20 protein-coding genes are annotated in these 21,011 nt (G+C 68.8%); 10 read left to right on the top strand and 10 right to left on the bottom strand.

Annotated elements, in window-relative coordinates:
* Positions 1–108: 108 nt before the first annotated feature.
* From VGJ96_01460 to VGJ96_01480, 5 genes are read left to right on the top strand one after another with little or no spacing between them, the layout of a single operon-like run.
* On the top strand, positions 109–2,007 hold the full coding sequence (locus VGJ96_01460; GenBank protein HEY3285768.1) for an ABC transporter ATP-binding protein: 1,899 nt from the start codon (positions 109–111) through the stop codon (positions 2,005–2,007).
* A gap of 12 nt (positions 2,008–2,019) precedes the next feature.
* On the top strand, positions 2,020–3,459 hold the full coding sequence (locus tag VGJ96_01465) for an FHA domain-containing protein (GenBank protein ID HEY3285769.1): 1,440 nt from the start codon (positions 2,020–2,022) through the stop codon (positions 3,457–3,459).
* A gap of 39 nt (positions 3,460–3,498) precedes the next feature.
* Entirely contained in the window at positions 3,499–4,218 is a 720-nt protein-coding gene (locus VGJ96_01470) for a Stp1/IreP family PP2C-type Ser/Thr phosphatase (protein HEY3285770.1), read from the top strand.
* Positions 4,219–4,231: 13 nt separating this feature from the next.
* Complete coding sequence (locus tag VGJ96_01475) at positions 4,232–4,411, top strand: hypothetical protein (GenBank protein ID HEY3285771.1); 180 nt, start codon at positions 4,232–4,234, stop codon at positions 4,409–4,411.
* Positions 4,408–5,289, top strand: coding sequence for a hypothetical protein (locus tag VGJ96_01480; GenBank protein ID HEY3285772.1), 882 nt, complete (start codon positions 4,408–4,410; stop codon positions 5,287–5,289). Before VGJ96_01475 ends, VGJ96_01480 begins: the two co-directional genes overlap by 4 nt.
* On the opposite strand, the gene VGJ96_01485 is transcribed toward VGJ96_01480, so the two are convergent.
* Positions 5,246–6,466, bottom strand: a complete 1,221-nt coding sequence (locus VGJ96_01485) for an HD domain-containing protein (protein HEY3285773.1) — start codon at positions 6,464–6,466, stop codon at positions 5,246–5,248. The genes VGJ96_01480 and VGJ96_01485 overlap by 44 nt on opposite strands.
* A 188-nt stretch (positions 6,467–6,654) precedes the next feature.
* Here VGJ96_01485 and VGJ96_01490 point away from each other — a divergent pair, with 188 nt between their 5' ends.
* Entirely contained in the window at positions 6,655–7,206 is a 552-nt protein-coding gene (locus VGJ96_01490) for a hypothetical protein (GenBank protein HEY3285774.1), read from the top strand.
* Here VGJ96_01490 and pckA read toward each other — a convergent pair.
* The 3 genes from pckA to VGJ96_01505 all read right to left on the bottom strand — a co-directional run bounded on the left by pckA (position 7,203) and on the right by VGJ96_01505 (position 11,867).
* The gene (gene pckA, locus VGJ96_01495; GenBank protein HEY3285775.1) at positions 7,203–8,822 is read right to left on the bottom strand and encodes a phosphoenolpyruvate carboxykinase (ATP); all 1,620 of its coding nucleotides are present in this window, start codon (positions 8,820–8,822) and stop codon (positions 7,203–7,205) included. The genes VGJ96_01490 and pckA overlap by 4 nt on opposite strands.
* A gap of 72 nt (positions 8,823–8,894) precedes the next feature.
* Positions 8,895–11,144 (bottom strand): NADP-dependent malic enzyme, encoded by a 2,250-nt coding sequence (locus VGJ96_01500; GenBank protein ID HEY3285776.1) that lies wholly within the window; start codon positions 11,142–11,144, stop codon positions 8,895–8,897.
* 69 nt (positions 11,145–11,213) lie between these two features.
* The gene (locus VGJ96_01505) at positions 11,214–11,867 is read right to left on the bottom strand and encodes a hypothetical protein (protein HEY3285777.1); all 654 of its coding nucleotides are present in this window, start codon (positions 11,865–11,867) and stop codon (positions 11,214–11,216) included.
* A gap of 142 nt (positions 11,868–12,009) precedes the next feature.
* On the opposite strand from VGJ96_01505, the gene VGJ96_01510 reads away from it, so the two are divergent.
* From VGJ96_01510 to VGJ96_01525, 4 genes are all read left to right on the top strand, one after another.
* Positions 12,010–12,366 carry a hypothetical protein gene (locus VGJ96_01510; protein HEY3285778.1) on the top strand — a complete coding sequence of 119 codons (357 nt, stop codon included), beginning with the start codon at positions 12,010–12,012 and terminating at the stop codon, positions 12,364–12,366.
* An 89-nt stretch (positions 12,367–12,455) separates the two neighbouring features.
* On the top strand, positions 12,456–13,769 hold the full coding sequence (locus VGJ96_01515; protein HEY3285779.1) for a hypothetical protein: 1,314 nt from the start codon (positions 12,456–12,458) through the stop codon (positions 13,767–13,769).
* A gap of 17 nt (positions 13,770–13,786) precedes the next feature.
* A complete protein-coding gene (locus tag VGJ96_01520) occupies positions 13,787–14,719 on the top strand; it encodes a metal ABC transporter substrate-binding protein (GenBank protein HEY3285780.1) in 933 nt (310 codons plus the stop codon).
* Positions 14,716–15,561, top strand: a complete 846-nt coding sequence (locus VGJ96_01525) for a metal ABC transporter permease (GenBank protein HEY3285781.1) — start codon at positions 14,716–14,718, stop codon at positions 15,559–15,561. The genes VGJ96_01520 and VGJ96_01525 overlap by 4 nt, the downstream gene beginning before the upstream one ends.
* Positions 15,562–15,642: 81 nt before the next feature.
* Here the strand turns inward: VGJ96_01525 and VGJ96_01530 are convergent, their stop codons facing one another.
* From VGJ96_01530 to VGJ96_01555, 6 genes are all read right to left on the bottom strand, one after another.
* Complete coding sequence (locus VGJ96_01530) at positions 15,643–16,746, bottom strand: deoxyribonuclease IV (GenBank protein HEY3285782.1); 1,104 nt, start codon at positions 16,744–16,746, stop codon at positions 15,643–15,645.
* Between the two features lie 79 nt (positions 16,747–16,825).
* On the bottom strand, positions 16,826–17,032 hold the full coding sequence (locus VGJ96_01535; protein ID HEY3285783.1) for a hypothetical protein: 207 nt from the start codon (positions 17,030–17,032) through the stop codon (positions 16,826–16,828).
* A complete protein-coding gene (locus tag VGJ96_01540) occupies positions 17,029–18,276 on the bottom strand; it encodes a peptidoglycan DD-metalloendopeptidase family protein (protein ID HEY3285784.1) in 1,248 nt (415 codons plus the stop codon). Before VGJ96_01540 ends, VGJ96_01535 begins: the two co-directional genes overlap by 4 nt.
* Positions 18,277–18,283: 7 nt before the next feature.
* The gene (locus VGJ96_01545; protein HEY3285785.1) at positions 18,284–19,132 is read right to left on the bottom strand and encodes a permease-like cell division protein FtsX; all 849 of its coding nucleotides are present in this window, start codon (positions 19,130–19,132) and stop codon (positions 18,284–18,286) included.
* Positions 19,129–19,845 carry a cell division ATP-binding protein FtsE gene (ftsE, locus tag VGJ96_01550; GenBank protein HEY3285786.1) on the bottom strand — a complete coding sequence of 239 codons (717 nt, stop codon included), beginning with the start codon at positions 19,843–19,845 and terminating at the stop codon, positions 19,129–19,131. The genes VGJ96_01545 and ftsE overlap by 4 nt, the downstream gene beginning before the upstream one ends.
* A gap of 3 nt (positions 19,846–19,848) precedes the next feature.
* Entirely contained in the window at positions 19,849–21,009 is a 1,161-nt protein-coding gene (locus VGJ96_01555; protein HEY3285787.1) for an aminotransferase class I/II-fold pyridoxal phosphate-dependent enzyme, read from the bottom strand.
* Between the last annotated feature and the right edge of the window lie 2 nt (positions 21,010–21,011).

Consider the following 21,011-nt stretch of genomic DNA (forward strand, 5'->3'; position numbering starts at 1 on the left):
GGGGACCGGTGGATGCGTGCGTGGCGACCCCGGGAGCGTCGCGGGTGCAGGGGGCTCAGCGACGGCACCGCAGGGCGATACCGGGGGCGGCCCGTTAGTTTCCGAACAATGCCCGACGCTGTTCACGACGAGGAACGCCCCGCCCGCGTATTCGATGGCCGCCTCGCGAGGCGGCTGGCGGGTTACGTCCGGCCGCACCTCGCCCTGGCGCTCGGGGCGCTCGCCTTGCTGCTGGTTGAGGGCCTGCTGCAGCTGGTCGGCCCACTGCTCACGCGCCGGATCATCGATGTCGCGCTGCCGGCGCACGATTACGCCGAGGTGGCGCAGCTCTCGGGGCTGTTCGTGGCGGCGCTCGCGGTGCAGTTCGCCACCGACTACGGGCAGATGGTGCTCACGGCCCTGCTCGGCCAGCGGGCGATGCACGACCTGCGGTGCGCCCTGTTTGATCATCTGCAGAAATTGTCCATCGCCTTCTTCGACGCGACGCCGGTGGGCCGGCTCGTCACGCGGGTGACGTCGGATGTCGAGTCGCTGAACGAACTCTTCACCGCCGGGGTGATCGCCGCGGTGGGCGACCTGACCGCGCTGCTCGCCATCGGCGTCGTGATGTTCTCCATTGACTGGCGGCTCACGCTGGCGGCCTTCACCGTCGTGCCGGCCATCTACCTCGTCTCGCACGTCTTTCAATCGAGGGTGCGAGAGGCGTACCGCGACATTCGCGCGCGGGTGGCCCGCCTGAACGCGTTCCTGCAGGAGCGGCTGACCGGAATTCGCGTCGTGCAGCTGTTCGGACGCGAGGACGATGAGGCGCGGTCGTTTGCCTCGCTCAATGCGTCGCACCTCGGCGCCCAGCTCGCCTCGGTGCGCGTCTACGCGCTCTACTTTCCCGCCATCGAACTGCTGACCACCATCGCCCTCGCGATGCTCATCGTCACCGCCGTCTCGCGGGTGCACGCGGGGCTCGTGACGGTGGGGACTGTGGCCGCCTTCCTGCAGCTGTCGCGCCGCTTCTTCCAGCCGCTGCAGGACCTGTCGGACAAGTACAACATCCTGCAGCAGGCCATGGCATCCGCCGAGCGGGTCTTCGCCCTTCTCGATACGCGGCCGACCGTCCCGGATCAGGGGACCTCGCGGCCGATCCGCCGCGCGGGCGCGGGCGTGACGGTCGCCTTCGAGGGCGTGTGGTTCCGTTACCCTGAGCGCGGGACCGCAACGGCGGTGCGCGACTCGGCACGTGCAGAGCGCGAAACGCCGATGGCCGTCGACGCCGCCGAGTCGACCGACGTGCGGTGGGTGCTCCGCGACGTCTCGTTCCGCGTCGGGCCGGGCGAGACACTGGCGCTCATTGGCCACACCGGGGCGGGAAAGACGACCGTGGTGAACCTGCTGCTGCGGTTCTACGATCCGCAGCGCGGTCGCATCACCATCGACGGGACGGACATTCGGTCGCTCCCCGTGTCGGAGTTGCGGTCGCTCGTGGGCTACGTGCAGCAGGACATCTTCCTCTTCGCCGACGACATCGCGACCAACATCCGCCTTTCGGCGCCGCTGACGGACGCCGTGGTGGAGCAGGCGGCCAGGCGCGTGGGGGCCGACCGCATCATCGCGCGGCTTCCCGGCGGCTATGCCCACCGCCTCTCTGAACGCGGCGCATCGGTGTCGGTGGGCGAGCGCCAACTGCTCTCGTTTGCACGCGCGGTGGCGGCCGATCCGGCCCTCCTGGTGCTCGATGAGGCGACGAGCGCGGTGGACAGTCGCATCGAAGCCGACATCCAGCGGGCACTCCGGGAACTGATGGCTGGACGGACCACCATCGCCATTGCGCATCGGCTCAGCACCATCGTGGCGGCGACGGAAATTCTGGTCATGCACCACGGCGAAGTGCGGGAGCGGGGCACCCACCAGCAACTCCTGGAGGCGGGCGGACTTTATGCCCGACTTTCTCGGCTCGAACGCGCCGGATCGGGGGACGGAAACAGGGTTGCCACCCCTGTTTTCGGCGGGTAGCTTCACGGGGCAATGGCCTATCTCCAGTTCCACGGAACGCAGTATCCCGTCCCCGCCGAGGGACTGACCGTCGGGTGCCACGACGGCGCCGCGTTGCGGCTTCCCGGCGACGACTCCACCGTGCGGGCGGTCGTGACGGTGGCCGCAGACGGGAGCGCCGTGATCCGGCGCGACGCGGCGGACGCCGTGATACTGGTCAATGGCGTTCAACTGGGGCTGGAGCCCAGTCCGCTCCTCCACGGCGACAAGGTGGAGATGGCCGGCGAGGAACTGCGCTTTGGCGACGTCAAGGCGGGGGGGAGCACCCAGTTTGTCTCGGGCGCGCAGGTCGCCGAGATGGCACGCGCCAGGGCCGCCGGCGCGCCGGCCAAGCCGACGCTCGCGCGCGGCGGACGCCTCGTGTCGCTCACCGACGGCCGTGAGTACGTGGTGCCCGATGACGGCGTCACGATCGGTCGCGAGGTCGGGAACGACGTGGTGATTGCGTCTTCCGAGGTGTCGCGCAAGCACGCCGAGATCGTGCCGATGCCGGGTGGATATCACCTGAACGACCTGAGCACGAACGGCGTCTTCGTGAACGGCGTTCGCATCGAACAGAAGCAGGTGCTCGGCCGCGGCGACGTCATCAAGATTGGTCCGGAAGAGTTCCGGTTCTACGCGGACCAGGCCAAGGCCGCCACCGCCCCGCCGCCGCCGGCGCCGGCGCCTGTCATGGCACCGCCGGTGCCTCCGACGCCCGCGCCGACTCCGGTCGCCGCGCCGGTCGCCGCGGCTCCCGCGGCTCCGCCGAAGGTACCCGAGGTGGCTCTGGATCTGGAGTCCGCCATCGCGTCGGCGGCGGTTCCGACACCGCCCGTGCCGAGTGCGCATGCGCCGAGCGCGCCGACGCCGGTGGCTGCGACACCGGCCGCGCCGAAGGCGCCGGCCAGCGCCGCGCCGGCCGGTCGTGCGCCGCTGGCCACGCTCGAGATCGTCAATGAGGGGCCGCTGAAGGGCACGAAGTTCGAAATCCACTCTGCGCTGACCAATGTCGGTCGCGGGGCGCACAACGATATCGTCCTCAACGATGAGAGCGTCTCCGATTCTCACGCCAAGATCCAGCGGCGGGAGAACGGCTGGTTCATCGTCGACCAGGAATCCACGAACGGCACCTATGTCGGTGGCCGTCGTGTGCAGGGCGAGCATCGCGTAGAGGGGGCGCCGGATGTCCGCTTCGGCGGCATCAAGATGACGTTCCGTCCCGTTGCGGTTGCCGGCGACGAGGCGGGTGGTACGCGCGCCATCGCCGCCGTGTCGGTCGATCAGGCTCGCAAGTCGACGGTGGCCAAGCCGGCGGCGCCGGTTCCCGCCGAGTCGTCGAAGAAGGGATGCGGGGCAATGATTGCGTTCCTCATGACAGCGGCCGCCGCCGGGGCGTCGCTGCTCGCCATTCTGTTCTCCACGGGGCGCTAGCTCGTGCATCTCGCTGTTGCCGCCCGATCCGACGTCGGTATGGTCCGATCGGGCAACGAAGACTCATTCTTCGCCGAAGCGGACTCGCGACGCGGCGTATTCATGGTCGCCGACGGCATGGGCGGTCACGCCGCGGGCGAGGTGGCCAGCGAGATGGCGGTGCAGATCGTCGCCCGCGCGCTGCTGCAGCTCGAGAGCGTGATGCAGCGTGACGCCGCCGAGCGGACCGCGCAGTCCCTGCGCGACGCGAACCGCGCGATCTACGACCGCATGCTGGCCGAGACGGACAAGCAGGGGATGGGCACCACGGCCTCGGTGCTGCTGCTCTCGGACGGTCACTACCTCATCGGCCAGATCGGCGACTCGCGCATCTACATGCTGCGCGATGGCGCGCTCACGCAGCTCACCAAGGATCACTCCTACGTGCAGGAGCAGGTGGATGCGGGGCTCCTGACGCCGGAGCAGGCGCGGTACCATCCGTACAGCAACGTCATCACGCGCTGCGTGGGGGCGAGCGAGGCGGTCGAGCCGGACCTCTACGCGGGCGAAGCGAAGGTCGGAGACGTCTTCCTCGTGGCGTCGGATGGCCTGACCGGCATGGTGGACGACCGGCGGCTGCAGCAGATCCTGCTGGCGCGCTCGGGACCGGGGCGCATCGTCGACTCGCTGATCGCCGAGGCCAACGGGCGCGGCGGGCTCGACAACATCACGGCCATCGTCGTGCAGGTCGTGGGCGCCGACACCGCCAGCGACGGGTGAGTCGGGGCACGCGATGAGCGACCAGCCCGAGACCGTCGGTTCGGTGTCGGAACTTTACCTGGGCAACATCCTGTACGCCCTCGAGTCGTGCGCGCTGACGCTCGAGGGAGAGGGGAAGAGTGCCGACGCCGCCTTCTATCGCGGCATTGCGCGCAAGCTCGCCGAGGCGTACGGCCGCGCGAAGGGCGAGTGAACGCCCCTGACGGCAGCCCTCCGGGGCTGTGGCGTCTGTTCCTCGAGACGCTGACCGGCCGCCGGCCGGTGGAGACCAGCGGTCCACTCCTGAACGCGTTCCTCGGCATGCCGGGCCCGGTGCGCGACCTCGTGCGCTGGCTGCTGCGTCCCAGGCGACGCTTCCTGTTCGGCCGCCTGCGGGCGCTCGCCGATGACCGGGTGATGAGTGGCCCCTTCCGCGGGATGCGGCTGGCGGGCTACCCCGCCGCCCCCGAACTGCTGGGCTGCTACGAGCGGGAGCTCTTTCCGGTCGTGCAGGAACTCGCCAGCGGATCGTTTGACAGGGTCATCAACGTGGGCGCCCGATACGGATACTACGCCATCGGCTTTGCGCGACTGCTGCCCGCCGTGCCGGTGATCGCATTCGAGGCGGAGACGGAGGCGCGTCGCACTCTGGCGGGCGCTGCGGCAGCGAATGGAGTCGCCGATCGCGTGCGGGTACGCGGCTACTGCGATGTGGCGGACCTCATCGCGGCACTCGCCGAGGGCACCCGCCCGCTCCTCGTCTGCGACATCGAAGGGGGCGAGATGACGCTGCTCGATCCGGCGCGGGTGTCGGCGCTGCGCAACGCGACCATCCTCGTCGAGTGTCACGGATCCCCGGCATCGTCCACCGAACTGACGATGGCAGCGCGCTTCCTTCCGTCGCACCAGCTGCGCCGCGTCGCGACCGAGGGGCGCGTGCTCGCCCAGCTTCCGGAGGGCGTAGCCGAGCCGTGGCGGTCGCGGATGCCGCGCACGACCGAGGCCCTGATGCAGGAAAACCGGACCGTGCCGCAGTCGTGGCTGCTGCTTACACCCCGAGCATCTTCAGCACCGCATCCTTCGGCACCGTAACGCGGCGGACGGTGAAGACGCGCAGCCAGCGCGCCGAGCGATAGAGTTGGTCGGCGAGCACCGGGAGGTTGATGGCGCCGGCCATGCCCGCGCTGGTCAGCCGCTCCACATGCCCGTCGCGCGTGAGCACGGGCAGGTCGAGCCCGAGCATCTGCTCCTTCTGCGGATAGTCGATGAGCACTTCACCCGCGGCAAAGCCCAGCGCGTCCGCCATGGCATCCTCGGCGGCGCGCGCGCGGTCGTGGTTCTCGGCAATCCACTCGAGGTCGATGCCGTCGAGCTCCGCGGCCGGGCACTCCATGGCGCGCTTGTACAGGCGGCGCGACAGAATGGCCTCGAGCAGCGCGCTCGGCGTGCGCGCGCGCAGCGCGTGGAGCAGCCCCTCGTCGGTGTGCGCGACGAGTTCGTCGGCGCCCAGGGCGCCCGCGCGCAGCGCGTCGTCCACCAGGCGCTTGTACATCGCGGTCGGGCTGCGCACGGCGTGGTGCCAGTAGACGTTGCGGTACATCTGGTACTTGGCGAAGAGGAGCGACTCGAGGGCGCTGAGCGCCTTCTCGCGCACGCCGATGGCCGCGTGCCCGAGGCGCGGATCCTCCACGACCACGAGCGCGTGCAGGAGGCGGTCCACGTCGATTTCGCCGTAGGGGACGCCGCACATCAGGGCGTCGCGCTTCAGGTAGTCGGTCTTGTCGAGGTCGAGCGAGCCGCTGATGAGGCCCTGGAGCGGCGAGGCGCTCTCGCCGCGCATCAGGGCGAAGACGCGCTCCGGTGCGTCGGCGGCGATCTCGCTGCGCAGGATGTCGGCCACCGCGCCGGTGGTGATCATCGGTTCGGCCACCGCCTCGTGGTGCATGGCGCCGATCTCTTCCAGCGCATGCGAGAACGGATAATGGCCGACGTCGTGCAGCAGCGCGGCGGCGGCCACGACCTCGGGTTCCTCCGGGGCAACGTGATCGAGCATGCCGGCTTCGTCGAGCCGTGCCAGGGTCCGGTTGGTCAGGTGAAACGCCCCCAGCGCGTGCTCGAACCGCGAATGCGTGGCGCCGGGATAGACGAGGTGCGCCAGTCCCAGCTGCCGCACATAACGCAGGCGCTGCACCACCGGCGTGTCGGCGAGCCGGAGGAACGGCCCGTCGATGCGGATGTTGTTCCAGAGGGGATCTCTGATGAAGGGCATGGAGTGGCGGGCGAGGGACTAGGGCGGCGGATGATGGCAGATGGCAGATGGCGGACGGCAGATGATAAAGGTGGGGTCGCTCGCGGACATGGGCCAGCATCGCGCCGCTGCGTCGGGGGTCATCCGGTTGCGTCCGGCGGCGGGGGCGCCGCAGTATTCACGGAACGTCTGACCACCGGGCCGACTCCATGCACGCATCGCGGCTGCTCCGTGCCTCGCTCGTTGCCTGCGCCCTGCTGACGCTCGCCGCGTGCGCGCGCCGTCGGGCGACGCTCGCGCCCACCCCGCGCGCACCAGCCGAGCCGGTGCGCGTGATGGGCCCCGTCGGCGACGGGCCGTGCGCGGATTGCGGCCCGCGCGTGGCCGATGACGAAGTGATGCGTGCCGTCGCGACGCGCGTGGCCGACCTCAAGGCGCGCGGCGGATCATGTCAGGCGTACGCCGAGGTGCTCGCGGTATCGCTCGCCGCCCAGCGCATCGTGGTGCACCCCTTCATGTGGCGCGTGGGGCCGTTCCTCGCGTCGGCCCAGGCCAAGTCCACCGGCGAGATTGACGTCGCCCGCGAAGTGGACGCCCTGAACATCGGCCGCCGCTCCCTCGACGAGGTGGTGCACAGCGTGGAGCACGAGGCGGCGCATATCGCCTTCGCCATTCCGTCGGGCGCCCCGTTCAACGAGGCGCTGGTGGATGAACGAGTGCGCGAATGCCGCGGAACCGCGACGCGGGACGGGGCGGGTTAGCCCTTCGGGCCGGCGTCGGCGATCGGCGCCGCGACGGTGCCGAACTTCTCGAAGTTCTTGCGGAACATCTCGGCCAGCTTCTTCGCCTGCGCGTCGTAGGCGCCCGCGTCGGCCCACGTCTTGCGCGGCGTCAGCACCTCGGGCGGAACGCCCTTCACGTCGACAGGAACGTGCAGGCCGAACACGGGGTCAATCGCCGTGGGGATCTTGTGGAGGTGGCCTGACAGCAGCGCGTGGACCATGGCGCGCGTGTACGACAGCTTCATCCGCTTGCCCACGCCAAAGGGGCCGCCGCTCCAGCCGGTATTGAGCAGCCAGACCTGCGCCTTGTGCTGGTCGAGGAGGTGGCCGAGCATCTCGGCGTACTTCGTGGGATGCCAGACCAGGAAGACCGCGCCAAAGCAGGCGCTGAACGTGGCCTGCGGCTCGGTCACGCCCCGCTCGGTCCCCGCCACCTTGGCCGTGTACCCCGAGAGGAAGTAGTACATCGCCTGTTCCTTCGTCAGCTTGGCGATGGGCGGCAGCACGCCGAAGGCGTCAGCCGTGAGAAAGACCACGTTCTTGGGGTGTCCGCCGCGTCCGCTTGGCACATGGTTGCGGATGTAGTGCAGCGGATACGACGCGCGCGTATTCTCGGTGATGCTCTGGTTGGCGAACTCCACCTTCCGGCTGTTCGGCTCGAGCACGACGTTCTCGAGGATCGTGCCGAACATCTGCGTCGTCTGGTAGATGTCGGGCTCGCCTTCAGGCGACAGGTTGATGACCTTGGCGTAGCAGCCGCCCTCGAAGTTGAACGTGCCGTCGACGCTCCAGCCGTGCTCGTCGTCGCCAATGAGTTCGCGCTCCGGGTCGGCCGAGAGCGTGGTCTTGCCGGTCCCCGACAGCCCGAAGAAGAGCGCCGTGTCGCCCGCATCCCCGATGTTGGCGGAGCAGTGCATAGAGAGCACGCCGGCCTTCGGGAGCAGGTAGTTCATCACGGTGAACATCGACTTCTTGAGCTCGCCGGCGTAGCGCGTGCCGCCAATGACGATGGTGCGCGCCGCCAGGTTGAGCACGATGAACGTGCCGGTGCGCGTGCCGTGCCGCGCCGGGTCGGCCTGGAACTCCGGCGCATGGTACACGGTGAAGTTCGGCGCAAACCGCGCGAGGGTGTCCTGGTCGGGGCGGATGAACATGTTGCGCACGAACGCCGCATGCCACGCGTTCGGCAGGATGTAGCGCACGCTCAGCCGGTGCGTCGGGTCCGCGCCGCAGTACAGATCCTGCACGAAGAGTTCCGGCAGCCCGTTCAGGTACTGCTTGACGTCGGCGAGGAGCGTGTTGAAGTGCTCCAGCGAGATGGGCTGGTTGACCTTGCCCCAGTCCACATCCTGCTCGGAGCCCGGTTCCCTGACGACGAACTTGTCATTCGGGGACCGGCCGGTGTGCGGCGAGGTGACCGCGGCGAAGGGGCCGAGGTCCGCGAGGCGCCCTTCGCCGCGGCGGATGGCGGCCTCGATGAGTTCCGGCGCAACGAGGTTCCAATGGACGGTGCCGCCGGGCTGCAGGTCCTGGCCGGCCAGCCCGGAGGGACCGGACCGGACAATGACGGGGGTAGTCGGGACAGCGTCGGACATTGCGATTTCTCGGGTTGGGCGTGCGACGGGCTCCCGTGAGGGAGCCCGTCGGGGTGTAACCACTAAAGATAACTATCTGGAGCGATTCTGGGAGTCGATGACGGCCACGGCGGCCATATTGACGATGTCCTGGGTGTCGGCGCCCTGCTCGAGCACGTGGACGGGGTGGTTCATGCCCACCAGAATGGGGCCGATCGCCGTCGCTCCGCCGAGGCTCTTGAGGAGCTTGTACGACGTGTTGCCCGCGCTCAGCATCGGGAAGATGAGCACGTTGGCTGCCTGCTTGAGCCGGCTGAACGGATACCGCATGGCGAGCACGTTCTCATCGAAGGCCGTGTCGGCGTGCATCTCGCCGTCCACGATGAGGTCGGGCTCCACCGCGCGCAGGATCTTCACCGCCTCGGCCACCTTGGCCGCTTCGGGGTGCTTGACCGACCCGAAGTTGGAAAACGAGAGCATCGCCACACGCGGCTCGATGCCGAAGGTGCGCACGAGGCGCGCCGCCGACTGCGCGATCTTGGCGAGCTGCTCCGCCGTCGGATCGATGTTGACCGTGGTGTCGCCGAAGAAGATGGCGCGGTTGTTGATCACCATCATGTAGAGGCCGGCGACGAGACCCGTCTTGGGCTCGGCGCCAACGACTTCGAGCGCCGGGCGGATCGTCTCGGGATAGTGCTTGTTCAACCCGGCCACGACCGCGTCCGCATCGCCGCTGTTGACCATCTGGCTGGCGAAGTAGATGCCGCGGCCCATCACCGAGTAGGCCTCGTCGCGCGACATGCCGCGGCGCTTCCGGCGGTTCCACAGCTCTTCCGCGTAAAGTTCGCGTTCCGGCGCCGTGTTGGGGTCGATGACGCTGATGTCGCCGAGTTCGATCCCGAGTTCGCTGAGGCGCTGCTGCATCTGCGCCGGGCGGCCGAGGAGGATCGGCTTCGCGATCCCCTCCTCCTGCAGGATGTGCGCGGCGCGGATGACCTTGGGATCCTCGCCCTCGGGGAAGACGACGCGCTTCGGATTGCGGTGCGCGCGCATCTGGATGCCGCGCATCACACTGCGCGACTGGCCCAGCCGGCCCTCGAGCTGCTCGCGGTACGCCTCGACCTCGATGAACTCCTTGGCCACGCCGCTGCCGATTGCCGCCCACGCCACCGCCGGCGCCACGTAGAGCAGCACGCGCGGATCGAACGGGAAGGGGATGATGTAGTCGGGACCGTACTGGACCTTGGTCAGCCCGTAGAGGGCGGCCACCGACTCCGGCACCGGCTCGCGCGCGAGCTCGGCGAGCGCGCGGGTCGCGGCCATCTTCATCTCCTCGTTGATCGTCGTCGCGCGCACGTCGAGCGCGCCGCGGAAGATGAACGGGAAGCAGAGGACGTTGTTGATCTGGTTGGGATAGTCGCTGCGGCCCGTGGCGCAGATGGCCTCGGGGCGCACCGCCTTCACTTCGTCGGGCAGGATCTCCGGCGTCGGGTTGGCGAGGGCGAAGACGATCGGGCTCGGCCCCATCGACTTCACCATGTCCTGCGTGCAGGCGCCGGCGGCCGACAGGCCCACGAAGACATCGGCGCCCACCATCGCGTCGGCCAGCGTCCGGTTCTTCGTCTCGTGCGCGAACTTGGCCTTGTGCGGCTCCATGTCCTTCTCGCGGCCGGCATAGATGACGCCCTTGCGGTCGCACAGCGTCACATTGCGCCGGTCCACGCCGAGCCGGACGTAGTGCTCGGCCACCGAAATGGCCGAGGCGCCGGCGCCGCTGAAGACGACCTTCACCTGGTCGAGCTTCTTGCCGACGATCTCCACGGCGTTGAGCAGCGCGGCGCCCGAAATGATGGCGGTGCCATGCTGGTCGTCGTGAAAGACCGGGATCTTCATGGTCTCCTTCAGCTTCTCCTCGATGTAGAAGCACTCCGGAGCCTTGATGTCCTCGAGATTGATGCCGCCGAGCGTCGGCTCGACCAGCTGGCAGAACCGGATGATCTCCTCCGGGTCCTCCGAGGCGATCTCGAGGTCGAAGACGTCGATGTCGGCGAACTGCTTGAAGAGGTTGCCCTTGCCTTCCATCACCGGCTTGCCGGCGAGCGCCCCGATGTTGCCCAGGCCGAGCACGGCGGTGCCGTTGGAAATCACCGCCACCAGGTTGCCCTTCGCGGTGTAGCGGTAGGCGTCATCGGGATTCTTCTCGATGTCGAGGCAGGGCTCGGCGACGCCGGGAGAGTAGGCGAGCGCGAGGTCGCGCTGATTGGCGAGCGGCTTGGTGGCGACGACAGCGATCTTCCCGGGACGCCCACGGGAGTGGTATTCGAGAGCTTCTTCGCGTTTCATAGTGGCGTGAAAGATAGCGGCCGAGCGCTCGGGTCGGTCAGCGGCCCAGCCGAAATGCGGTGGATTCCCTTACAATCGAATCCCAACGGGTTGCCGCACTACCCAACGCAGGGTGGCAACGTCGCGTTGGCTCGGGATCGTGACCGCGGGCTGGGCAAACATCACGTCGAGAGCGTTGGTGCTATGCCCGCCGATTCCCACGGCATGCCCGAGTTCGTGCGTCACGAGCGCGCGCAGCGTGTTGATGGCGTTGGTCGCCGCCGGGTTGATGGAGATGTCAACCTTGACGCGCCCTGAGGCCGGTCCCCCGAGCAACGGCAGCGTCAGTGCGCTGTCGCGGGCGGGGCAGAAGAAGGTGACGCCTCCAGCGAATGCCGGCGGTTCACTGCACCCCGCGAGCGCCACCAGCCGCGGCGCCGAGCTGACGTGGATGATCACATCCGCGTCGGCGACCGATGCGGCGGTGCGGAAGCTGAATTGACTTCCTCCAAGGGCCGCCTTCCACGCCGACATTCCGGCCGCGGCTGCCCCGGCGAGATCCACGCTGGCGCCCACCGCGGTCGGATCGACGTAGACGGCAATGGACTGACCAGTCGGCCATCGGTAGACGGCGCCGCCCGACAACTGCGTGGGGTCGTACGCCGGCGGATCGAGGCGTGGGGCCGCGGCGTCGGTGCACGCGGCGGCGAGCAGGATGAGGGCGGTCAGGTGGCGGCGAGGCACGCCTCAAACTAGGACGGGTAGCCGCGAAGGCCAACACGGATCGCCAGGGGCCGTCCGGGGTAGGAAGGCGAGGCCCGACCGGCGCGGCCGACCGGCGCCTCGCCTAGCGCGGGGAGGTTGACGCCAGTAATCTCCGTCTGACATGCCCCCGCTCCCCACTCGTCCTCGTCCCTCGCTGCCGAACTGGCGCCGCGCGATCGCCACCGCGTTGCTGGCGTTGCAGGCCGTCGTGGCGTGGCTGCCGCTGGGTGAGCAGCGCGGCGCGGTGCGCTTCGACTCGCACGTCGAGGCGCCGGGGAGTCTCCATCTACCGCCGCACGATGACGCGACGTGCGCCGTCTGCGCGGCGCGCGCGCTGTGGGGGACGGCTCCACAAGCCAGTGCGGCCTCGCTGCTGCCGGTGCTGATGGAACAGGTGGACATCGACGTTCGCGCGATCGCGCCGGCCGTCGGCGTCAAGCCGGACAACCATTCGAGGGCGCCGCCGGTCGAGGGTTGAGTTCGCCGCGGTCATGCCGCGGCGGCGCCGCTCCCCCGTTCCGCAGTTCACTGCGGATCACGAATCCGGTTCACATCCGTCCCTCCCTTATGCGACCCATGTTCCGATTGGGCGTGCTGCTGTGCCTTGCCGGCACGGCCGGCGCCCAGCAGAGCCCAGACTCCACTGCGCGCCGGCAGCAGCGAATGCTCGATTCGCTGGCCGCCGCGCTGACCGCGGTGCAGGGCAAGCTCGACAGCATCTCGTCAGCGCCGCCGCCCGCCGCCCCGGCCCGCACGAGCGGCGCGTACATGAACGTCAGCTTCGTCGGCCTGACCGATTTTGCCTGGTCATCCGAGAAGGATCTTGGCGCCCTGCAAGTGGGCGACCATGAGCCGCACGTGCGCGGCTTCGCCATCCCGAATGCCGAGCTGGCCCTCGACGGCACGGTGGATCCCTACCTCAAGGCGTTCGTGAATATCGTGCACAAGCTGGACGCCAACGGCGAGACGGGCGTCGAGCTCGAGGAGATGTACTTCCTCACGACGTCGTTGCCGCACAACCTGCAGGTGAAGGGCGGGCAGTTCTTCGCCGAGTTCGGGCGCCAGAACCCGCAGCACCCGCATTCGTGGGCCTTTGCGGATCAGCCGCTCGCGCTCAATCGCATGTTCGGGCCGGAAGGGCTGCGCAGCCAGGGACTGCGCGTCTCGTGGCTCCTGCCGACATCGTTCTACACCGAGGCCACGGTGGCCGTGCTCAACAGCGCGGGGACGACGACGTGGAGTTTCCGCTCGGACGAATCGGCGCAGATCCATGCGGGTGCGCCGGTCGACCGCGCCGTACGTGGCGTCGGCGACATGCTGTACGTCCCGCGACTCGCCACGTCGGTGGACCTGTCGGAGACGCAGACGCTGCTGTTCGGCGTCTCCGGCGCGTTCGGCCCGAACAACTCGGGTGACGCGGCGAAGACGCGGGTCTACGGTGCCGACGTGTACTGGAAGTGGAAGTCGCCCACGGCGCGCAAGGGTTTCCCCTTTGTCGCGTTCCAGGGCGAAGGGCTCGTGCGCCGCTACGACGCTGCGTCCCGCACCGCCGTTGATGCGTTCCGCGTGGCGCTGCCCGCCGCGACCCTCAAGGATGACGGCGCCTACGCGCAGGTGCAGTGGGGCATCCGTCCCATGCTCGTGGCTGGGCTGCGCGCGGAGTACGCCACGGGCAACGGCGTCGTCGCGGAGACGCCGTTCACCACGGCGGAGCGCGCAAACCGCAACCGCTACTCGACCAACCTGACCTGGTTCCCGACGGAGTACTCGAAGTTCCGGATCCAGTACAACTACGATCATCGCGCCTGGGTCGGCAACGACCACACCGTGCTCCTGCAGTTCGAATTCCTGCTCGGCGCGCACGCGGCCCACAAGTTCTAAACCTCACCCGGACCAACATGACTACCCTGACACACCTCGTGCTCGCCTTCGCCGCGCTGCTCCCCACGGCGGGCGGCGTCGAGGCGCCCCCTCCGGCCAAGCTGCTCAATGTGGTGGCCACGACCCCGGATCTCGCGGCGCTGGCGCGGGCCATCGGCGGCGCTGCCGTGGACGTGAAAGCGCTCGCCAAGCCGACCGAAGACCCGCATTTCGTGGATGCGAAGCCGAGCCTGGTGGTGACACTCAACCGCGCGGACATGCTGATCGAGGGCGGCGCCGAACTCGAGATGGGATGGCTGCCGCCGCTGCTGGAGAGCGCGCGCAACGACCGGATCGCCGCCGGGTCCCCCGGCCGCGTGTCGGCGTCGACGGGAATTCGCATGCTCGAAGTGCCGACGTCGTTCGACCGTTCCAAGGGGGACGTCCATTCGATGGGCAATCCGCACTTCCTCCTGGATCCGGTCAACGTCCGGCTGGTCGTGACGCAGATCGCTCAGCATATGGCGCAGGTCGACCCCGCGTCGGCGGCGCTCTTCCGTGACAACCTCAAGAACTTCCTGGCAACGCTCGAGGTGAAGGCCGCCGCGTGGCAGAAGGAACTGGAGCCGTTTCGCGGCGCCAAGATCGTGACGTATCACAAGGACTTCGTCTACCTGGCCGAGCGGTACAAGCTGGAGGTCGCGGAGACACTCGAGCCGAAGCCGGGCATCGAGCCGTCTCCGATCCATCTGGCGGCAGTCATTGGAACCATGCGCGCGCAGAAGGTGCGCGTCATTCTCGTGCAGCCGTTCCAGAATCGGAAGACGGCGGAGACGGTGGCGCGTCAGACGGATGCGGTGGTGCTCGACATGCCGCAGCAACCGGGCGTCAAGCCCAATACCGCGACGTACTTCGACCTGATGGATTCGCTCGTGCACACGCTCGCCACCGCACTGCAGGAGAAGAAATGATGCATGTCGATTTCGACGTGGCCTGGCAGGTCATGAAGTGGCCGCTGGCGGCCTGTCTTGTCCTGCCGCCGCTGCTCGTCTACCTCGGGCTGCACGTGGTGAAGCGCGAGGTGATCTTCGTGGACCTGGCCCTCGCCCAGCTGGCGACGCTGGGCACCTGCGTCGCGCTGATCCTGGGGTACAGCTTCAGCGACCGCATTTCGTTCTGGATCTCACTGGCGGTCACTTTCGCCGGGGCAGCGCTGTTCAGCTGGTCGCGCAACAGCGAGCGGCAGCACGTGCCGCAGGAAGCGATCATCGGCATCACTTTCGTGGTGGCGGCCGCCGGCGTGATCCTCCTGCTCAGCCGGGTGGCTGGCGGCAAGGAGGAACTCGAGCACCTGCTGACGGGCGACATCCTGAACGTCACGGCCCGGGACGTGGGGCAGCGGGCGGCGATCTTCGTGGTGCTCGCCGGCTTCTTCGGCGCCTTCCATCGGCATTTCGCGCTGATCTCCGAGGATGCGAAGGCGGCCGCGGCGACCGGACTGCGCGTGCGGCTCTGGGACTTCCTGTTCTACGCGGCGTTCGCGGTGGTCGTCGTTTTCTTCGTGCGCGTCGCGGGCGTGCTGCTGACATTCGCGTACCTCATCGTGCCGGCGGTGTGCAGCGTGATGCTGGCCAGGACGTGGAAATCGCGGCTGCTGGTCGGCTGGGCGATTGCCGCGCTGTCCAGCCTGGTGGGACTGTACGCCTCCTTCGCCATGGACTTCCCGACGGGCGCCGCCATCGTCTGCGCCTGCGGACTCGCCCTCGTGCTCGTGACGATCGGCGTGAGCTTCAGGCAGGGCAAGCTGGTCTAGTCCGATGCCCTGAAGCCGAGCGGCGCTCGCGGGAAGGTCCCGCGGGCGCCGCTGTCCATTGTGGGCCACGGAGCGGCGACTTCACGTTCCGGCGGCGAACCCGCGGAGTTTCCGCAGCATCGCGCGGTCGTTGCTGACCATGTCGTCGCCCTTGGGCGTCTCGAGCACCTTCGCGATCGACGCGAGGCGCGGGTCGGTCATGATCCGCCGGAAGGGGCCGTCGCCAATGGCGCCGGCGCCGATCAATTCATGCCGGTCCTTCCTTGAGCCGAGCGGTGCCTTGGAGTCGTTCAAGTGGAGGAGGCCGAGGCGAGGCAGACCGAGGACGTCGGCGAAACGCGCGATGACGCCATCGAAATCGCCGACGAGGTCGTACCCGGCGGCGAAGACGTGCGCAGTGTCGAGGCAGACGCCGACTCTGGGCTGCAGGGCGGCGGGGAGGCGGCTGAGCAGGAGGGCCATCTCCTCGAACGACGATCCGATAACGGTCCCCTGGCCGGCCGTGAGCTCCATCAAGAGGCGTGTGGGGCCCGCGACACGTTCCAGCACTTCGGTGATCGCGTCGGCGTTGCGGGCGATGCCGCTCGCGCGGTCGTCCATGAAGTTGCCCGGATGCGAGACAACGGCGTCGAGGCCGAGCGCGTTGCTGCGGCGCATCTCGTGCTCGAACGAGTCGATGGACTTGGCGCGCAGTTCCGGGTTGGGTGAGGCGAGGTTGATGAGGTAGCTGTCGTGGGCGTTGGTGAAGGCCACTGGCGTGGCGGACCGCGCCTCTCGGAACGCAGCAACCTCGGCGTCGTCGAACAGCCGCTCCTTCCACTGGTTGGCCTGCTTGGTGAACAGCTGGATGGCCGTGGCGCCGATATCCACACCGCGCGGTGGGGCAGTAGCCGCGCCGCCGGAGGTGCTCACGTGCGCGCCGAGCGGTGCCCCGGTGTACGGAATGTCGTAGGGCGACGGTCCGGCAGCGGCGGGCACCGTTCCCGGCTTCGGCACGGTGACCGCGCGCGTGGACTTGGGGCGAACGCCGCGCGCGATGGGAGCGGGTTTCTGCGCGGCCGGCTTCTTGGTCGCCGGTTTCTTCGTTGCGGGCTTCTTCACCGCGGGCTTCTTCGCGGCCTGTTTCTTCGCGGCCGGTTTCTTTGCGCGCGAAATCGCGGTTGCGCGCCGTTTGCTAGGGGGCATCGTGCCTCGCTCCGTTCGTAAGTCGAAATCCGGAATCGCGATCCTGAATCCCGTTCCGAATTCCCAATCCTCAATCGTCTTACTCGAACTCCCCGTCACGCCCCCTGAGCCGTTTCCCGCACCGCGGACAATGCAGCAAGTCGCCCGCCTCGTGCAGCGCGAAGTCGTAGCTGCGTCCGCACGTGCAGTTGGCCTCGAGCGCTTCCGAACCGCAGACGATGCAGAAGCGATCGTCCTCTTCGTACGCGCGCAGTCGGCTGCACACCGCGCATCGCTTGGTGATCATCGCCGGCTCCTGAGCCATTCGAGCGGATCCACGGCGCGCCCCTTGGGACGCATCTCGAAGTGCAGGTGGGCCTCGAGGTCCGGATCGGTGCGGCCGACGGTGCCCACGCTCTGTCCCTTCTGGATGGACTGTCCCTTGCGCACGTCGAGGCGGGCGAGCGAGCCATACACCGAGAAGTCGCCGTCGCCGTGACTCACGATCACGGTCTGCCCGTACGTGCCGAACGCCTCCGCCAGCACCACCTGCCCGCCGGCGACCGCCTTCACCGCCGTCCCCGCCGCGGCGCCGATGCCGATGCCATTCCAGCGCGTGGTGGTGTTGTTGGGATTCACGACGCGGCCGAAGCGATACAGGATCGTTCCTTCCACCGGCCAGTCGAGGCGGCCAAGGTCGCTGGTGCGCAGCATGCTCGGGGCGGAGGGGACGTTGGGGCGCGCCGCGGCCGCGCGGCGGCGTTCGTTCTCGAACGTCACGAGCAGGTCGGCGAGGCGCCTCTCGTCGCGCTGCACCTGCGCCAGGCGCGCCTGCGTCTGCCGCGCCGACTGCTGGACGCGGGCGAGCGCCCGCCCGCGCTGGCTCTCGAGCTCGCGGAGGCGCCGCTCCTCCTCGCTCTTCTGCTCGCGGTTGAGTTCCATCTCGCCCCGCAGGCGCACCAACTGCGTGCGCGTGCCGGAGACCTGGTCGTTGAGCAGCTCGACGCGTCGCACGAGCGCGCGATCGCGCTGCGCGACCAGGTGCAGGTACTTGTACCGGGCGACGAGCGCGCCGAACGACTGCGCCGAGAGCAGCGCCTCGAGCGAATACAGCGGGCCGCGCTTGTAGATCTCGCGCACGCGGCGGCGGAGCATCGACCGCTTGATGACGAGCTCGTCCTGGGCAATCACGAGGCTCGCGGTCGCGTTGTCCACCTCGCCCTCGAGCGCGTTGATCTGGTAGTCGAGCGATCGCACGAGCCGCGCGGTGGCGTCGGCCTGCCGCTCGATGTTCGTGCGTTCCTCCCCGATGTCGTGCGCGGAACTCTGCAGCTCCCGCATGCGCTGCTCCAGCCGCTCGCGCTCGGCCCGCATCTTGTCGAGCTCTTCGCGGTTGGCGCGCGCGCGGTCGGCGGGGGTCTGGGGCTGCTGGGCAGGGATGGCGGAGGGCAGAAGGCAGATGGCGGACACGAAGCCCACGGACATCAGGCGGCGCGCGATGCGCCGTGCCCGGCCCAAGGCATCCGCCACCCGCCATCCGCCATCCGCCATCACGGTCTCACACCCTCTTGAGGTGTCGACCCACGGAAAGCGCCGACCCCGCCAGCCCGATGCAGGCGCCGGCGAGCACGCCGGCCGCGCCCATCCACGCCTCGAAGAACTCGGCACGCACGACGAAGCGGTTGATCACCGTCAGGGCGACCCAGGCGAGCACGAGCGCCAGCACGCCACCCAGGGTCCCCTTGAGGAAGCCCTCGATCAGGAACGGTGCACGCACGAAGCCGTTGGTGGCGCCCACCAGGCGCATGACGGCGATTTCACGGGAACGCGCCATGACCGCCATGCGGATCGTCGAGCCGATGATGATGATCGCAACCACCGCAAAGGTGAGTCCGAGCGCGAGTCCCGCGAGCGTGGCGATGTTGCGCAGGCGATGCAGCTTCTCCACCCACTCCTCGCCGAACCGGATGTCGTCGATGAAGTCGTACACCTCGATGCGCTTGGCGACCGCCTTGACCGTGGCGGGGTCGCGGAATCCGGGCTTGAGGCGCACCTCGATGGAAGCCGGGAGAATGCCTTCCTCGAAGACATCGCTGAACTCGCCGAGTTCGCGGCGCGCACGGTCGAGCGCCTGCTCCTGCGACACGAGCCGCACCGACGCGGCCTCGGGGAAGGCCCCGATGTCGCCCACGGCGGCGGCGGTCGCTTCACTGCCGGTGCCGTCGGCGATGAACGCGCGGATCTCCACGCGATCCTCGACCGTCTGCAGCGCATTGCGGATATTCAGCGCGACGAGTCCGAACAGCCCGAAGGCGAAGAGCGAGAAGGCGATGGTCGTCACCGACAGGGCGCTGAGCATCGGCGCGCGGCGGAAGGCGAGCAGGGCTTCGCGGAGGGCGAGTCTCACTCGGCGTCCTCCATGGACTCGACGGCCTCCGAGGGACGGAAGCCGCCGTCCGACGCCGAATCGAACACCACCTGACCGCGGTTGACCTCGATGGTGCGGCATCCGGCGCGCCGCACCAGGTCCAGGTCGTGCGTCGCCATCATCACCGCGGTGCCGCTCGCATTGATGTCCCGGAAGAGCTGGAAGATGCCGCGCGTGGCGCGCTCGTCGAGGTTGCCGGTCGGTTCGTCGGCGATGAGCGCGACCGGGTCGTTGGCGAGGGCGCGCGCGATGGCGACGCGCTGCTGCTCGCCGCCCGAGAGTTCCTGCGGGAGGGCCGTCGCCTTGGCCGCGAGGCCCACCTGCGCGAGCAGGCGCGAGACGCGCGGCCCGATCTGCGACGACGGCGTGCCGGTGACCTCGAGCGCGAAGGCGACATTCGCCTCCACGTTGCGGTCCTCGAGCAGGCGGAAGTCCTGGAAGACGACGCCGAGGCGCCGGCGCAGCCTGGGAATGTCGGCGGGGCGAAAGGCCGACGAACTCGTGCCGTAGACCTTCACCTCACCTTGCGAGGGCTGCTCCTCGAAGAAACAGAGCTTGAGGATCGTGCTCTTCCCGGCGCCGCTGGGCCCCGTGATGAACACGAACTCGCCCTTGTTCACCTGGAAGGAGACGTCCTGCAGCGCCGCGCCGGTGCGCGCGAACGTCTTGTGCACGTGGGAGAATCGAATCATGGGCTAGCGAAGCGCCTGCTCGAGGTCGGCGATGATGTCCGTCACGCTCTCCAGGCCCACGCTCAGGCGGATGAAGCCGTCCGGGATGCCGATCCGGGCGCGCTCGTCGGACGACAGGCGCGCATGCGACGAGAAGCGCGGTTCGCTGACCAGCGTGTCCACGCCGCCCAGGCTGGCCGCATACCGAATGAGCTTGAGCCGCTTGGCGAACTTGTCGGCGGCGCGGGCGCCGCCGGCGAGCTCGAACGAGAGCATGCCGCCGAAGCCGTCGAGCTGGTCCACGGCGACCGCATGATCGGGATGGCTGGCGAGGCCGGGATAATGGCAGCGCCGCACTTCCCTGCGGCCCTCCAGCCACTCCGCGATCTCCTGCGCCGACTGGTTCTGGCGCTGCACGCGCACGTCGAGCGTCTTCAGGCCGCGCTCCAGCAGCCAGCAGGCGAACGGGTCGGGCGTCTGGCCCCAGATGATCTCCTTCTGGCGCACCTCGTCGATGTACGGCGCGGTGCCGCAGACCACCCCGCCGAGCACGTCGTGGTGCCCATTGAGGAACTTCGTGGCCGAGTGGATGACGACGTCCGCCCCATGCTCGATGGGGCGGAAGTTCACGGGGCTCGCAAAGGTCGAGTCCACCACCAGCGCGATGCCGATCTCCTTGGTGAGCAGCGAGACGCCGCGCATGTCGAGGACGCGGCAGGTGGGGTTGACCGGCGACTCGATGAAGATGGCCCGCGTCTCCTTGCGCAGGCGCTTCCGCCAGGCGCGGGGCTCGAACGGCTCCACGAGCGTGACGTCGATCCCCATCTGGCGGAACTCCTCCATCAGCAGCCGGTGCGTGCCGCCGTAGAGGTACTGGCTGGCCAGCAGGTGGTCCCCCGGGCGCAGCAGCGCGAGCAGGCCGCAGGCCGTCGCGCCCATCCCGCTCGACAGCACGAGGGCCGCCTCGGCCCCTTCGAGCGCCGCGATGCGCTTCTGGATGCGGTCCGCGTTGGGCGTGTTGCCGTAGCGCGTGTACATCAGGTCGTCGCTGCCCGGCTCCTGCACGTAGTTCACCGACTGCACGAGCGGCGGCACCACCGGGTCGCCGGCGGCGTGCGGGCCTTCGCCGGCGTGCAGGACGAGCGTCGCGAGCGCGTGGGGGCGGGCGGTCTTCTTGGAGGCCATGG

Source organism: Gemmatimonadaceae bacterium (assembly GCA_036504815.1).
Lineage (GTDB): Bacteria > Gemmatimonadota > Gemmatimonadetes > Gemmatimonadales > Gemmatimonadaceae > PNKL01.